This is a genomic window from Pseudomonas sp. SCA2728.1_7 (assembly GCF_018138145.1).
Lineage (GTDB): Bacteria > Pseudomonadota > Gammaproteobacteria > Pseudomonadales > Pseudomonadaceae > Aquipseudomonas > Aquipseudomonas koreensis_A.
Map to the genome: position 1 here is coordinate 6,312,064 of NZ_CP073104.1, position 14,029 is coordinate 6,326,092.

The following is a 14,029-nucleotide window of genomic DNA, read 5'->3' on the forward strand; positions in this document are numbered from 1 at the left end:
CACGGGGACGGTGGCTAGTCTTCCATGAACCTGGTGTAACGCTCACGAAGTCGCCTACAGCCACGATGAACAGTGCCGGGATTGGAGCCGAAAACCGATGCTTAAAATTTGCTACAGCCGTCGGCAGAAGGAGTGGGAGGAAGAGGGAGGAAGACAAAACTGGTACGCAACTGGTACGCGTTTTGGAGGGGAGGTGTTTGGGCCTTTATTTGTGGGAGCTAGGAGAGAGGTCAGTCCGATCCATCATCGGGGCGACGGAGAAGCGGCGGGAGAGTGGGGCGGGTGTGGCGGGAATAGGGGACATTAGGGGTACGGAATCGGTGTGGCTGGGAGGTGGGGGAGTTTATCAGGAATGGGAGGAGGGGGCTTGGGGGCAGGAATGGCAGAGTGGGTTTACAGCGTTCTACTTCTGGACCTGCTGAGCTTGCTCAACCTGCATTGGATTGAGCGAGACAAATCCAATGCAGGATTGATAGCATGTGGCTATCAATATTCACATCCTTGTAGGAACGGAATCCATGTCGAAAAAAATCCATGCGTTAGTGCTTTGCCTGGGCGGCCTCGTTGGCGCTATACAGAGTGCCGTTGCAGCTGACAACCTGTTCAAGAGCTACGGCTACGACACGCCAATCACGAAATACACCGAGGCTGGCGGTTACTATGATTGCTCGGAAGAGGTGGGCGCGCCCGCCCGGTGTATTGATGACGTGGATTTCATTGATCAGAAATTCACCGCTGGCTTGGTGTTCAGCGGTGACAAGCTGATTATGGTTTCCCTGTTCGCGCCCTATGAGCGTGAACTGTTCGGGCGTGCCATCGGTGCGCTGGCCAAGTCGTTCGGTCTGGTCGCACTGGCTGACGGCAAGTCGATGCTGGATCTCGTCGATCTGGCGGCTAAAGCTAAAAGCAAGGATGAGTACACCGCTAAACTCACCAACTACGAAAGTGTCGCTCTAAACGCCAATAATCTGACCTATTCGTTTATCGAGGGCGCCGCCTCGATCAAAGGGACACCTAGCGTTTCTGGTTTGATGGCAGCCGCGCCTGCGAATGTCAGGGGGGCTGATCTGATTGTCACGGGCGAGGGCGAGGAATCGGTCATCATGATCAAGTTTTCTTTCCCGAAACTTGACGAGAACAAGCTTGTTGAGCAGACCAAAAAACCGGTCGAATCTTTCTGAGTTTGGTACTTCGGCGTTTAACACGCCTCGCTAACAGTAGAAAGGGATAGATTTGTTTGCTCATTTTTAGACGATAAATAAATCTGTCCCGAATGGCACTTACTTAACAGCTAACCACCTGAGCTGAAAGCAAAAAATGAAGAGGGGCTGGTCTTGGTCTACGGTGATAGTTGCGAACACACCCCGACAAACCAAGGACACAGCCCCAAATGGATCGTAGACGTGAAATTCTTCAGCATCAACAGCAACGTTTTCATCGACACGCTTCGGACTGCGATGCCTATGCGTTTTTCAATCTCCTCACGTCTCCCGATCTCTTACAACGCGTCGAGTCTGAACTGCCAGAACATCGGGAACGCCTGTTTCCGCCAATTGAAACGTTGTCTATGTTTCTGGCTCAAGCAATGAGCGCCGACCGCTCCTGCCAGAATGCTGTGAACGACCTGTCGATTAAACGGTCATGTGGCGGCATGAAACCCAATAGCACTCGCACGGGCGCCTACTACAAAGCCAGAAAACGCCTGCCTGTGGAAATGGTTTCCACGCTGGTCAGGCACACCGGTGCTTCGATAAGTGATAACGCACCCTCGTCGTGGCGCTGGAGGGGACGGCCGGTGCGGCTGGTGGATGGCACGACGGTCAGCATGCCCGACACAGCGGCTAATCAGGACGCCTATCCGCAATCTCGCGGCCAGAAAGTCGGTCTTGGTTTTCCGTTGTGTCGAGTGGTGGGCATCGTCTGCCTCTCCAGCGGCGCCGTTTTAGATGCTGCCCTTGGGCGTTTCCGAGGCAAGGGCGGCGATGAACAGACACTGCTCAGATCAATGCTAGACACGTTGAAAACAGGTGACATTTTGTTGGGCGATGCTTACTACGCTACCTATTTCCTGCTGTGCGAGTTGCAACGAAGAGGTGTCGATGGCGTGTTCGAACAATATGGCGCTCGACGGCGCAGCACGGACTTTCGCTTGGGTCAAAGTCTCGGTTCGGAAGATCATCTGATCGAATTGAAAAAGCCTGCAAGAAGACCACTGTGGATGAGTCAGGCGCATTACGAAAAGGCGCCTGAAAGACTGACCGTGCGGGAGTTGAAGGCGGGTGGGAAAACTTTGGTCACCACGTTGCATTGCCCAAAGCAGACACCTAAAACAGCCCTGAAATCGCTGTACAAGGGGCGATGGCATGTTGAACTGGATCTGCGCAATCTCAAAGCTACGCTGGGGCTTGGAAAGTTAAGCTGCAAAACCCCAGGCATGGCAGTAAAGGAGTTATGGGTCTATCTGTTAGCTCACAATCTGATCCGAATGCTGATGGCACAATCGGCTCTGTTAGCTGACTGTTTACCTCGCGAACTGAGCTTCAAACACAGCCTTCAGCTATGGCTGGCGCTGCGACAATATGGCAGCCCCGAAGAAGAGGATGATCTGTCGAATTTATTGATTCTGATTGCTCAGAGGCGCGTCGGGAATCGGCCTGGTCGTATAGAGCCCCGAGCCATAAAACGAAGACCTCAAGCGTACCCCTTGCTGACCAAACCACGTCGGTCTGCAAGGGCAGATGTCAGAAAAAACGGGCACCCAAAACATATTAAGTAAGTGCCATTCAAATCTGTCCCCATTGTTCAATGTCAGGGGGGCTGATCTGATTGTCACGGGCGAGGGCGAGGAATCGGTCATCATGATCAAGTTTTCTTTCCCGAAGCTTGACGAGAACAAGCTTGTTGAGCAGACCAAAAAACCGGTCGAATCTTTCTGAGTTTGGTACTTCGGCGTTTAACACGCCTCGCTAACAGTAGAAAGGGATAGATTTGTTTGCTCATTTTTAGACGATAAATAAATCTGTCCCGAATGGCACTTACTTAATATGTTTTGGGTGCCCGTTTTTTCTGACATCTGCCCTTGCAGACCGACGTGGTTTGGTCAGCAAGGGGTACGCTTGAGGTCTTCGTTTTATGGCTCGGGGCTCTATACGACCAGGCCGATTCCCGACGCGCCTCTGAGCAATCAGAATCAATAAATTCGACAGATCATCCTCTTCTTCGGGGCTGCCATATTGTCGCAGCGCCAGCCATAGCTGAAGGCTGTGTTTGAAGCTCAGTTCGCGAGGTAAACAGTCAGCTAACAGAGCCGATTGTGCCATCAGCATTCGGATCAGATTGTGAGCTAACAGATAGACCCATAACTCCTTTACTGCCATGCCTGGGGTTTTGCAGCTTAACTTTCCAAGCCCCAGCGTAGCTTTGAGATTGCGCAGATCCAGTTCAACATGCCATCGCCCCTTGTACAGCGATTTCAGGGCTGTTTTAGGTGTCTGCTTTGGGCAATGCAACGTGGTGACCAAAGTTTTCCCACCCGCCTTCAACTCCCGCACGGTCAGTCTTTCAGGCGCCTTTTCGTAATGCGCCTGACTCATCCACAGTGGTCTTCTTGCAGGCTTTTTCAATTCGATCAGATGATCTTCCGAACCGAGACTTTGACCCAAGCGAAAGTCCGTGCTGCGCCGTCGAGCGCCATATTGTTCGAACACGCCATCGACACCTCTTCGTTGCAACTCGCACAGCAGGAAATAGGTAGCGTAGTAAGCATCGCCCAACAAAATGTCACCTGTTTTCAACGTGTCTAGCATTGATCTGAGCAGTGTCTGTTCATCGCCGCCCTTGCCTCGGAAACGCCCAAGGGCAGCATCTAAAACGGCGCCGCTGGAGAGGCAGACGATGCCCACCACTCGACACAACGGAAAACCAAGACCGACTTTCTGGCCGCGAGATTGCGGATAGGCGTCCTGATTAGCCGCTGTGTCGGGCATGCTGACCGTCGTGCCATCCACCAGCCGCACCGGCCGTCCCCTCCAGCGCCACGACGAGGGTGCGTTATCACTTATCGAAGCACCGGTGTGCCTGACCAGCGTGGAAACCATTTCCACAGGCAGGCGTTTTCTGGCTTTGTAGTAGGCGCCCGTGCGAGTGCTATTGGGTTTCATGCCGCCACATGACCGTTTAATCGACAGGTCGTTCACAGCATTCTGGCAGGAGCGGTCGGCGCTCATTGCTTGAGCCAGAAACATAGACAACGTTTCAATTGGCGGAAACAGGCGTTCCCGATGTTCTGGCAGTTCAGACTCGACGCGTTGTAAGAGATCGGGAGACGTGAGGAGATTGAAAAACGCATAGGCATCGCAGTCCGAAGCGTGTCGATGAAAACGTTGCTGTTGATGCTGAAGAATTTCACGTCTACGATCCATTTGGGGCTGTGTCCTTGGTTTGTCGGGGTGTGTTCGCAACTATCACCGTAGACCAAGACCAGCCCCTCTTCATTTTTTGCTTTCAGCTCAGGTGGTTAGCTGTTAAGTAAGTGCCATTCGGGACAGATTTATTTACCGATCCCGCATCCCCCTACGAATCCCTCAACTCCAAAAAGCTCCACGAAGCCGCCGAACGCGCGCTCGATCACTACCTCCTTCCCGCCGGCCACATCATGGCCAGCGTCAACGAGCCCGAGCGCATGTACCTCGCCAACCCAAAGTACGACTCGGAATCCCTGCTGGCCAATGCCAGTGAAACGCTGAGTTCCGCCTCGGAAATGCTCAACAACTTTGCCGCAGTGCTCGACCCCTCGCACCGCAAAACCGCGCTGGGCATTGCGCAGGTGGTGATGTTGGGTGAGTTGGCGGTGAATCAGGCGTTGGATAACGTTGAGGTGAAGGCGTAAAGCCTGTCCCGCCGTGGGCAGGTGAAATGCTCGTTCATTGATAACAAAAAGCCGTCACTTCCAGGTGACGGCTTTCTCTCGCAGATCTAGCCAAACTGACTCGCCGACTCAACCGCAGGTTTCGGCTTCCTCAACCGCGTCAGCTGATAAGCAATCCCCAACCAGACAAACCACCCCGGCATGACCATCAGCGCAATCCGCGTATCAGGCCGCAACGCCAGCAACCCAAGCACAAACCCCAAAAACGCCAACGAGAACCAAGCCATCGGCACTCCGCCGGGCATCTTGTAAGCCGACTTCGCATGCAGATCCGGACGTTTTTTCCGGTAGGCGATGTAAGACGCAAGGATGGTCGACCAGGTGAAGATCACCAGAATCGCCGACACGGTAGAGACGATGGTGAACGCGGTCATGACTTCCGGCACGATGAACAGCACCAGCACGCCGACCAGCATCAATAGCGTGGTAAACGCCAGACTCAGCAGCGGCACGCTGTTGCTCGACAGTCGGCGGAATAGGCCGGGGGCGTTGTCCTGATTGGCCAGTCCGAACAGCATGCGGCTTGATGAGAACACGCCGCTGTTGGCCGAGGAGGCGGCTGAGGTCAGGACCACGAAGTTGACGATGCCGGCCGCTGCGGGAAATCCGGCGACGAGGAACAGTTCGACAAACGGGCTTTTGACCGGGGAAACCTGTTGCCACGAGGTCACGGCAATAATGCAGGTCAGCGCGAGGACGTAGAACAGGATGATCCGCAGCGGAATCGAGTTGATCGCTTTGGGCAGGGTCTTCTCTGGCGAGCGGGTTTCGGCGGCGGCGGTGCCGATCAGTTCGGTGCCGGCGAAGGAGAAGATCGCCATTTGAAATCCGGCGAAGAAGCCGAACAAGCCGTTGGGGAACGCCGCCTGTTTGTCCACCAGGTGACTCAGGGACGCGGTGACGCCACTGGGCGAGACGAAGGAGCTGGCGATCAGCACGGTGCTGACGCCGATCAGGGTTACGACGGCAATGATCTTGATGATCGCGAACCAGAATTCCACCTCACCGAACAGCCTGACGGTCAGTACGTTTAGCGCGAACAGGGTCGCCAGCATGCCGACGGCGGGTATCCACGCCGGTACGTCGGGGAACCAGTACTGGAAGAATCCGCCGACCACGACGGCGTCGCCGATCACCGCCACGCTCCAGCTCAGCCAGTACGACCAGCCGAGGAAGAACGCCGCGCGCGGGCCGAGGTAGGCGCCGGCGAAGTCGGCGAAGGTTTTGAAGTTGAGGTTGGACAGGAGCATTTCGCCCATGGCGCGCATGACGAAAAACACGAACAGGCCGATGATCATGTAGATGAGGATGATCGACGTTCCGGAGAGCGCGATGATCTTCCCGGAGCCCATGAACAGTCCGGTCCCGATGGCACCGCCCATGGCCATTAACTGGATATGACGATTGCTGAGCGTGCGCTGCAGCGCGGGCTGTTCAGGCAGCCCGGAAGGGGTCGATTTCATTGCAAAACCTCTTGATTTTATGTTTTTGAGTTTTGGCAGAAAGTAGGTGTCGAGCGTTCTTGTTAGAGGTGCAGCGGCTAATCACAAGGTGAATCGCCCCCCGTGGCTTGGGGGCGGTCATGACCGATCAACTGACGGTGCGCAGACGCGAGGCTTTGGCCGGTTGCGGATCGAGCAGTTGGAAGAGGTTTTTGATGTTGGCCGGCGTCGGCACCAGGTGGATGCGCTGGCCGATTTGCTGTGCCTGCGCCAGGTCTTTCAGGTAGCGCAGGGACGAAAAATCTTCCAAGGCAAAACCCACCGAATCGAACACCGTCACCTGCGCATCGTTCTCGCGCCCGGCGACGTCACCCTGCACAATCCGGAAAAATTCGATCACCGGGGAATCGCCTTCCAGTTGCTGAATGTCGCCCTCAATGCGCGTTTGCGGCTCGAACTCGACGATGACCCGGGCGTTGCGCAGGATGTCGGCGTGCAGTTCGGTTTTACCCGGGCAGTCACCGCCGACCGCATTGATGTGCATGCCGGGCTCGATCATTTCGGGCGTCAGAATGGTTGCGTAAGCTTTGTCGGCGGTGACCGTGGTGACGATGTCCGCACCCTTGACCGCGTCCTTCACCGAGCTGGCCAGAATCACGTCGATGTCAGGGAACGCCGCGAGGTTGTGCTTCAACTTGAGTGAAGCGTCGCGATCGATATCGAAGATACGGATTTCGTTGATGCCCAACATTTCATGAAAGGCCAGCGCCTGAAATTCACTTTGCGCGCCGTTACCGATCAGGGCCATCGAGGTCGCACCGGGGCGAGCCAGCGATTGCGCGACCAGCACCGAGGTTGCGGCGGTGCGCACGGCGGTAGTCAGGGTCAGTTCGCTGAGCAGGGTCGGATAGCCACTTTGCACATCGGCCAGCAGACCGAAAGCCATGACCGTGAGCAAATTCTGCTGGCCGTTGTTCGGGTGGCCATTCACGTATTTGAACGAGTACTGCTGGCCGTCGTCGGTGGGCATCAACTCGATCACGCCGTCCGCCGAGTGATTGGCCGTGCGCGGCGATTTATCAAACTGCGCCCAGCGTGCGTAATCCGCTTCGATGTAGCCGGCCATTTCGCGAATGGCGCGGCGGATACCGACTTGGGTGAACAGGCGTGCAGCATCATCGACATCAATAAAAAGCGTCATGGTCTTATTCTCCGATCCAGACATTGAAAGACTGTTGAGCGCGGGATGGCTCAGCTGCGTTTGCTCTCGAAACCGTGCAGCACGTTGACGGCATTGATGCCGATCTCATCGACCATGTAGCCGCCCTCCATGACGAACAGGGTCGGGCAGCCGACGCTGGCGATCAGTTCACCGATGCCGATGAAGTCCTCGCTTTCCAGCAGGAAATGGCTAATGGGATCGTCCTTGAACGTATCGACACCGAGGGAAATCACCAGCACTTCAGGCGCGAATTGCTGGAGCTTTTTGCAGGCGTGGAGCAGGGCGTTACGGTAGCTCTCCCAGGTGGTGTTTTTCGGCAGGGGATAGTTGAGGTTGTAACCCTCGCCGACACCCGCGCCGACTTCGTGGCTGTAGCCCGAGAAGTACGGATAGGACACCGCCGGCTCACCATGCAGCGACACGAATAGGACGTCGCTGCGCTGGTAAAAAATGTTCTGCGTGCCGTTGCCGTGATGGAAGTCGACGTCCAGCACTGCGACGCGTTTGGCGCCTTGGGTGATGGCTTGTTGCGCGGCAATCGCGGCGTTGTTGAGGTAGCAATAACCGCCCATGTATTCCCGTGCGGCGTGATGGCCGGGCGGGCGGCACAGGGCGAAGGCGCTGTCGTGGCCTTCATCGAGCAGGGCCAGACCAGTGAGGGCAATATCGGCGCTGGTTTTCACCGCTTGCCAGGTCGTCGCGGTAATCGGTGAGCCGGCATCCATGGCATAGAAGCCGAGCTTGCCGTCGATGAATGTCGGCACCTCTTCACCGGCCAGATCGCGCACCGGCCACACCAGCGGCAAGGCGTCGTGAGTGCGACCGGTGGCGCACCATTCGCTCCAGGCAGTTTCGAGAAAACTGACGTAGCGCTCGCTGTGTGCGTTGACATAGCACGAGCGGTCAAACGCGCGCGGTTCGACGATCTGCCCGAGGCCGACCTGTTTCACGCGGTTATGCACGGTGTCGGCCCGACTCGGTTGTTCGAACGATGGTTTGAGCACGCCGTCTTTCAATTCGGTGCCGTGGTGCAAACGGTGGGAATCACTGAAAACTGTAAACATTCTGCGCATCCGTTATTGTTAGCCAGTGCAAATATTCTGTTCCGGCTTGGTTGCGCTTTCTTTGCTTTGTGTTCGTGATTCAGTCGATTATTCGGGCGTTTTTACTCAGGAATGGCGTCATGCAGAAAAAAATATCCAAACGCATCAGCCTCGACGAGACCGACCTGGCGATTCTTGAGTTGTTGCAGGAAGACGCCAGCATTTCCAACGCTGAACTCAGCGAGCGGCTGTCGCTGAGCCTTACGCCATGCTGGCGGCGGCGCAAGCGCATGGAGGAGGCGGGGGTGATCAAGGGCTATCAGGCCAACCTTGATCGGCGGATGCTCGGGCTGGATATCATGGCGTTTGTGCACATTCGCTTTTCCACCCACGCCGACCACGCGCCGGACGCTTTCGAGGCGGTGATTGCGCAATTGCCGCAGGTGGTGGCCTGCCACAAGATCACCGGCGATGCTGATTATGTGTTGCAGGTATTGGCCGAGGATCTTGATAGCTACAGCGACTTCATTGAGCAGGTGCTCAGGCGTCAGGTGGGGATTGCCTCGATTCAGTCCAGCCTGGCGTTGCGCGAGGTCAAGACCGGGAGCCGGATTGCGATTCCTAAACCGGGAAAGGACTGAGTGGGCAGAGGGGCAATCATCTTTTCAGTTTCAACGCATTGTAGGTTGTTGATGCGCCATTGCCACGCAGGGCTTTATCAACTCCAGCCTTTGCAGTGAGCGGTAATCTCTGCCCAGACTTGCCGATAACTAAACCGCAACCATGCGGTGTGGATCTTGTGAAGTTGCCGCCGAATCCAGCTGTGCTTGTTTGCGAGCAGCATCTGCTCGATATCCCGGTTCAATGAGTCAGGTTCGAATCCTGTCCAGACCGGCGGGAGTACACATTCCAGGTTCCAGGCGCAGACGACGGCAACTTCGGCATACAGAATGTCTTTAACCTGTTCCGGATCATAGCCTTCGATTTGCCGGGCGATGTAGGGGTAATCAACGCCGCTGTCGACGAAAATATCGGAGAGGGCTGCGCGGATTTTGTATAGATCGGCGTGGCTCAGTTCTCGTCTCAAGCTTGGGCCTCCTGGCGTTGAATTGCGCTGATCCAATTGCACGTGGCGGTTCTTGTCTGGTGGTTAGTCGATTCTGAACGCGCGCTGTCGATCAGCAAAGTTTCATCTTGCCGCGTGCGAAGCAGGCCTAGTCTGCTGAGAAAAGATCGTCGCTGTTCATCCTGAGGGGAATCGTGCCATGCGCCGGAATGTCGTCAAAGTGCTGTTGATTGCTGCTGCAGTATCGGTGTTGAGTGCCTGTTCCGGCGCGGGTGGTTTGACCACCACCAGTTGTTTCTCCAGCGACTGTCAGTCGCCGGAGGGGCGCAACGCCAATACCTTGAAGTTCGGCGGCAACAGTATCGGCAGCAGTCTCAATCAGTACAGCTCCGGGATGTTGCATGACGATTGAGGATTACTGCGCGGCAGGTACGGCAATCCATTCGCTCAGGGTTTGCTGATATTTGCCGGTGACTTTGCTTAAGTGCAGCCACTGATCGACGTACAGTTTCCAGCTGATGTCATCGCGCGGTAGCAAGTAAGCTTTCTCGCCGTACTGCATGTACTGATGCGGATTCACCGCGCACAGGCCCGGTTTGAGTTTCTGCTGATACAGCGCTTCCGAGGCGTCGGTGATCATCACGTCGGCCTTGTTATCGAGCAGTTGCTGGAAGATCGTCACGTTGTCGTGCAGGGCCAGTTGCGCTTTGGGCAGGAACGCGTGGACGAAGGCTTCGTTGGTGCCGCCGGCAGGTTCGACCAGACGCACGTTGGGCTGGTTGATCTGCTCGACCGTCTGGTACTTGCTGACATCGGCGCAGCGCACCAGCGGGATCTTGCCGTCGGTGTCGAGGGTGTTGCTGAAGTAGGCTTTTTTCTGCCTTTCGAGGGTCACCGAGATACCACCCATGCCGATGTCGCACTTGCCGGCCTGCATGTCCGGCATCAGGGTTTTCCAGGTGGTTTGCACCCATTGCACTTTGACCCCGAGGCTGTCGGCCAGCGAGCGGGCCATGGCGATGTCGATGCCTTCGAAATCGCCGTCGGGGCGTTTGAAAGTGTAGGGCTTGTAGTCGCCGGTGGTGCAGACGCGCAACTGGCCTTGTTGCTGGATGCTGTCGAGGTGCGAAGGGGGTTCCTGGGCCTGAACGGCGGTGGCCAATGTCAGCGCACCGCAGAGAGTCATCGTGCTTTTTAGAATTGTCATTGAGCTGGGGCTTCTGAAAGGGAAGGTGGCCCAGTGTAGTAAAAGCCTTTAGTGAGTGTCATCAGAACGGGTCGCTGATCGGCGGATGACTGTCTTGGCCGCTTCAGCAGGCGAGCTGATCGGCCAGATCCCGCGCCCGTTGTGAGGCAGCCAGCCGCGACTCACGGTCGACGTCTTCGCCGAGAATGGTCTTCTCGACGCGCAATTCATGCACATCGCTGATGCCGATAAACTCGAGCCATGCAGCCACATACGGTTTCTGAAAATCGAAGCGCTCGGCAGGTGTGGTCGACTGCGCAGAGAAATCCATCCCGCAGGCATAGGCGCCCACGGCGATTTTGTTTTTCAGCAGACCTTGCAGGCCATGCTGCGGATCGAAGCTGAAGAGGATGTCTTTCTGCGACACCAGGTCGATGAAGTGCTTGAGTTTGTAGGGAATGCTGAAATTCCACAGCGGCACCGACAGCACAATCAGATCGGCACGCTGCAGATACGCGGCGAGGTGCTTGAGTTCATTCCACGCCGATTGCTGGGCGGTCGTCAGCGGCGTACCGCTGAGGCCGGCGTATTTGGCGTTCATTGCCTCTTCGCCGAACTCTGGCAGCGGCGTGCCCCATAGATCGAGGGTTTCGACGTGGGTCTGCGGATGATGCTGCAGATAGCGATCGATAAAGCTGCGGGCCACTTGCAGTGACGCGGAGCGTTGTTTGCGCGGTGAGCATTCAATGTGCAGAAGGGTGGTCACAATAAGCCTCGGCAGTCGGGGGGAATGCGAGGCATTGCAACATAGCGCGCTTCAAACTATAAATCGTGAATAAATCGGCCATTGATCACGTATCTCACTATGTTTGACGCCCTGTTGCTCAAGACTTTTGTCACCGTTGTCGATGAGGACGGCTTCAGTCGTGCTGCGGAAAAACTGCATCTGACGCAGTCGGCGGTCAGCGGTCATCTGCGCCGACTCGAAGAGCAAGTCGGCAAGCCGCTGCTCAAGCGCACTACTCGTTCTCAGCAACTCACCGCCGACGGCGAGCGTTTGATTGCCTATGCGCGGACGATTCTGGCGTTGAACCGCGATGCCTGGGCGCAGCTCACCCGCACGCCGTTTCAGGGGCGGATGCGGATTGGCGTGTCCGAGGATTTTGTCGAGGCGCGTTTGTTGCGCGCGTTGCAGGATTGCGCGGCGCAGCATCCCGGCATGGAGCTCGATGTGCAGGTGAATATTCCGGGGACGTTGCTGGGCCAGATGCAGCAGGGCGATCTGGAGATGGTCATCGGCTCGCTGTGCGAAACCGGCGAGTCGGGGCGATTGCTCTGGCAGGAACCGCTGGTGTGGGCGTGGGCCGCGCAGCCTGTCACACAGTTGCCAACGCCATTGCCGCTGGCGCTGTTTCCAGAGCCATGTCCGTATCGTGAGGCGGCGCTGACGCGTTTGGCTCAGGCGGGCATTTCCCAGCGCACCGCGATGCTGTGTTCGAGCACTGCCGGGTTGCGCGCGGCAGCGCAGTCAGGATTTGCCGTGGCGCCGATGCCTGCGAGTCAGTTGGGGCAGGGGTTGACGGCGCTCGGCGCGGAACAGGGCTTGCCGGATTTACCGGATGCGCAGTTCCGCTTGTTTGTCGCGCCTCACGCTGAGCCGCAGATGATCGATGCGCTAACGCAGGTGATCGTCGAGTTTTGCTCGGCGCGGCGGCAGTAATCGGGGCTAGAGGCCGAGGCCTTCCTGCACCGCCAGCAACAGATTGTTTTCGGTCAGTGCGATGGCATCCAGTTGCTGGCCTGTTTCAATCGACTGCACCCACCAATGGCTTTCACCGTGTTCATCCACGGTACGCAGCAGATAGGTGTCCGTGGCTGACGGGATGATCTGCACCCGGCCGGCGCCATCCTCGGTAAACCGCGCAATGGGATCAAAAGTCAGGGTTTGATGATTGGCTTCGATCACCAGTTGGTCGATGGCGTAATCGTGGGATTCACCATCGGGTGAGGTTTCGCAAACGTGGGTCGGATTGCGGCGAATCTTCAGGCCGACTTCGGTGACCGGCTGCAGCCACGTCTCGATGCGGTGGTACAAGTCGTACACCTGCGCCGGCCAGCAATCGATCTCCAGCGCGGCATCCGCATGCGTGTGCCGGGTTTGCTTGAGTTTGGCGGCGAGTTCGTCTGCTTTACTCATTTCGGATCCCTTGGTTTGATGTCTGCCTGTTAATCGTAGACCTTTCAACGGCGTACGGCGTTGCCTTGCGTCATGCGCTTGCAACACAAGCGTGTCGAAATCAGCGCTGGCCAAGTCTGGTCAGGATCGAAAACCACGGACGCAGGCGTCCCAAGGAGCGGGTAGATGAAAAAGCTGTTTACAACTTTGGCAGTGATTGCGCTGACGGCCGGTAGCATCGGTTTGAGTTCGGCGCGCCAATCGCAGTCGAGCAAGGCCCAGGCGGAATCGGTGGCGGGGGTGTTCGATTACTACCTGCTGGCGTTGTCCTGGTCGCCGACCTTTTGCCTTACGCACAAGGATGACTCGCAGTGCACGGGCAAGGGCTATGGCTTCGTGCTGCACGGTTTGTGGCCGCAATACGCCAAGGGCGGCTGGCCGGAATCCTGCCCGCCGCTGACCACGCTGAACGCGGCGCAAACCAGCCAGGGCCTGACGCTGTTCCCGACCAAAAAACTGCTCGACCACGAATGGTCCAAGCACGGCACCTGCAGCGGCCTCGGTGCAATGGGCTACCTGGATGAAGCGGACAAAGCCGTGGCGGCGGTGAAAATCCCCGATGAGCTGCAACCGTTCAGCACCTCGTATTACTTCGAGGCCCAGGAAATCGCCGACTTGTTCCGTAAAGCCAACCCGGGGATTCCGGCCGATGGCATCGCGGTCATTTGCAGCGGCCCGGAACTGTCGGAAGTGCGCGTGTGCATGGGCAAGGATCTGCAGTTCGGCGCCTGTGGCAAGGGTGTGAAAACCCAGTGTCGCGCGGGGGATATCCGGGTGCCGCCGTCGCGTTGATCTGACTCGAGGTCGAAAGGACCACACTGACTCTGTGGCGAGGGGGCTTGCTTCCTCGCCAATCCACAAATGCAGCGTCTGGCCCTTCACAACTGACTAACCCGAAAGAGGCAAT

Annotated in this window: 15 protein-coding genes; 7 read left to right on the top strand and 8 right to left on the bottom strand. The window is 56.9% G+C overall.

The features are described 5' to 3' along the window. Window positions 1–479 precede the first annotated feature (479 nt). On the top strand, window positions 480–1,181 hold the full coding sequence (locus KBP52_RS28250; RefSeq protein WP_249122222.1) for a hypothetical protein: 702 nt from the start codon (window positions 480–482) through the stop codon (window positions 1,179–1,181). Between the two features lie 209 nt (window positions 1,182–1,390). Next, window positions 1,391–2,776, top strand: a complete 1,386-nt coding sequence (locus tag KBP52_RS28255; RefSeq protein WP_212621435.1) for an IS4 family transposase — start codon at window positions 1,391–1,393, stop codon at window positions 2,774–2,776. A gap of 259 nt (window positions 2,777–3,035) precedes the next feature. Here the strand turns inward: KBP52_RS28255 and KBP52_RS28260 are convergent, their stop codons facing one another. Continuing rightward, window positions 3,036–4,421 carry an IS4 family transposase gene (locus tag KBP52_RS28260; RefSeq protein ID WP_212621435.1) on the bottom strand — a complete coding sequence of 462 codons (1,386 nt, stop codon included), beginning with the start codon at window positions 4,419–4,421 and terminating at the stop codon, window positions 3,036–3,038. A gap of 110 nt (window positions 4,422–4,531) precedes the next feature. Between KBP52_RS28260 and KBP52_RS28265 the strand changes: the two genes are divergently transcribed. After that, window positions 4,532–4,888 carry a DUF6124 family protein gene (locus tag KBP52_RS28265; RefSeq protein WP_212621436.1) on the top strand — a complete coding sequence of 119 codons (357 nt, stop codon included), beginning with the start codon at window positions 4,532–4,534 and terminating at the stop codon, window positions 4,886–4,888. A gap of 86 nt (window positions 4,889–4,974) precedes the next feature. Here the strand turns inward: KBP52_RS28265 and KBP52_RS28270 are convergent, their stop codons facing one another. The 3 genes from KBP52_RS28270 to KBP52_RS28280 all read right to left on the bottom strand — a co-directional run bounded on the left by KBP52_RS28270 (window position 4,975) and on the right by KBP52_RS28280 (window position 8,655). Further along, window positions 4,975–6,390: an amino acid permease gene (locus KBP52_RS28270; RefSeq protein ID WP_212621437.1), complete on the bottom strand. Its 1,416-nt coding sequence runs from the start codon at window positions 6,388–6,390 to the stop codon at window positions 4,975–4,977. Between the two features lie 127 nt (window positions 6,391–6,517). After that, window positions 6,518–7,570 (bottom strand): ornithine cyclodeaminase, encoded by a 1,053-nt coding sequence (locus tag KBP52_RS28275; RefSeq protein WP_212621438.1) that lies wholly within the window; start codon window positions 7,568–7,570, stop codon window positions 6,518–6,520. 50 nt (window positions 7,571–7,620) lie between these two features. Next, the gene (locus KBP52_RS28280; RefSeq protein ID WP_212621439.1) at window positions 7,621–8,655 is read right to left on the bottom strand and encodes a histone deacetylase family protein; all 1,035 of its coding nucleotides are present in this window, start codon (window positions 8,653–8,655) and stop codon (window positions 7,621–7,623) included. A gap of 119 nt (window positions 8,656–8,774) precedes the next feature. On the opposite strand from KBP52_RS28280, the gene KBP52_RS28285 reads away from it, so the two are divergent. Further along, on the top strand, window positions 8,775–9,275 hold the full coding sequence (locus KBP52_RS28285) for an Lrp/AsnC family transcriptional regulator (RefSeq protein WP_093433799.1): 501 nt from the start codon (window positions 8,775–8,777) through the stop codon (window positions 9,273–9,275). 77 nt (window positions 9,276–9,352) lie between these two features. Here the strand turns inward: KBP52_RS28285 and KBP52_RS28290 are convergent, their stop codons facing one another. Next, a complete protein-coding gene (locus KBP52_RS28290; protein ID WP_249122223.1) occupies window positions 9,353–9,721 on the bottom strand; it encodes a hypothetical protein in 369 nt (122 codons plus the stop codon). Window positions 9,722–9,899: 178 nt separating this feature from the next. On the opposite strand from KBP52_RS28290, the gene KBP52_RS28295 reads away from it, so the two are divergent. After that, entirely contained in the window at window positions 9,900–10,112 is a 213-nt protein-coding gene (locus KBP52_RS28295; RefSeq protein ID WP_116030713.1) for a hypothetical protein, read from the top strand. A 3-nt stretch (window positions 10,113–10,115) separates the two neighbouring features. On the opposite strand, the gene KBP52_RS28300 is transcribed toward KBP52_RS28295, so the two are convergent. Then, entirely contained in the window at window positions 10,116–10,907 is a 792-nt protein-coding gene (locus KBP52_RS28300) for a transporter substrate-binding domain-containing protein (protein ID WP_212621440.1), read from the bottom strand. Between the two features lie 103 nt (window positions 10,908–11,010). Then, a complete protein-coding gene (locus tag KBP52_RS28305) occupies window positions 11,011–11,652 on the bottom strand; it encodes an NAD(P)H-dependent oxidoreductase (RefSeq protein WP_212621441.1) in 642 nt (213 codons plus the stop codon). A 99-nt stretch (window positions 11,653–11,751) separates the two neighbouring features. Here KBP52_RS28305 and KBP52_RS28310 point away from each other — a divergent pair, with 99 nt between their 5' ends. After that, a complete protein-coding gene (locus tag KBP52_RS28310) occupies window positions 11,752–12,606 on the top strand; it encodes a LysR family transcriptional regulator (RefSeq protein WP_212621442.1) in 855 nt (284 codons plus the stop codon). A 6-nt stretch (window positions 12,607–12,612) separates the two neighbouring features. On the opposite strand, the gene KBP52_RS28315 is transcribed toward KBP52_RS28310, so the two are convergent. Next, the gene (locus KBP52_RS28315) at window positions 12,613–13,083 is read right to left on the bottom strand and encodes a hypothetical protein (protein ID WP_077573790.1); all 471 of its coding nucleotides are present in this window, start codon (window positions 13,081–13,083) and stop codon (window positions 12,613–12,615) included. Window positions 13,084–13,248: 165 nt separating this feature from the next. Here KBP52_RS28315 and KBP52_RS28320 point away from each other — a divergent pair, with 165 nt between their 5' ends. Further along, window positions 13,249–13,914 carry a ribonuclease T2 gene (locus KBP52_RS28320; RefSeq protein WP_212621443.1) on the top strand — a complete coding sequence of 222 codons (666 nt, stop codon included), beginning with the start codon at window positions 13,249–13,251 and terminating at the stop codon, window positions 13,912–13,914. Window positions 13,915–14,029: the final 115 nt, after the last annotated feature.

Bases quoted from the DNA above. Each gene is read 5' to 3' on its own strand.
- KBP52_RS28255 (WP_212621435.1), top strand. From the start codon at position 1,391: ATGGATCGTAGACGTGAAATTCTTCAGCATCAACAGCAACGTTTTCAT.
- KBP52_RS28260 (WP_212621435.1), bottom strand. From the start codon at position 4,421: ATGGATCGTAGACGTGAAATTCTTCAGCATCAACAGCAACGTTTTCAT.
- KBP52_RS28270 (WP_212621437.1), bottom strand. From the start codon at position 6,390: ATGAAATCGACCCCTTCCGGGCTGCCTGAACAGCCCGCGCTGCAGCGC.
- KBP52_RS28275 (WP_212621438.1), bottom strand. From the start codon at position 7,570: ATGACGCTTTTTATTGATGTCGATGATGCTGCACGCCTGTTCACCCAA.
- KBP52_RS28280 (WP_212621439.1), bottom strand. From the start codon at position 8,655: ATGTTTACAGTTTTCAGTGATTCCCACCGTTTGCACCACGGCACCGAA.
- KBP52_RS28285 (WP_093433799.1), top strand. From the start codon at position 8,775: ATGCAGAAAAAAATATCCAAACGCATCAGCCTCGACGAGACCGACCTG.
- KBP52_RS28295 (WP_116030713.1), top strand. From the start codon at position 9,900: ATGCGCCGGAATGTCGTCAAAGTGCTGTTGATTGCTGCTGCAGTATCG.
- KBP52_RS28300 (WP_212621440.1), bottom strand. From the start codon at position 10,907: ATGACAATTCTAAAAAGCACGATGACTCTCTGCGGTGCGCTGACATTG.
- KBP52_RS28310 (WP_212621442.1), top strand. From the start codon at position 11,752: ATGTTTGACGCCCTGTTGCTCAAGACTTTTGTCACCGTTGTCGATGAG.
- KBP52_RS28315 (WP_077573790.1), bottom strand. From the start codon at position 13,083: ATGAGTAAAGCAGACGAACTCGCCGCCAAACTCAAGCAAACCCGGCAC.
- KBP52_RS28320 (WP_212621443.1), top strand. From the start codon at position 13,249: ATGAAAAAGCTGTTTACAACTTTGGCAGTGATTGCGCTGACGGCCGGT.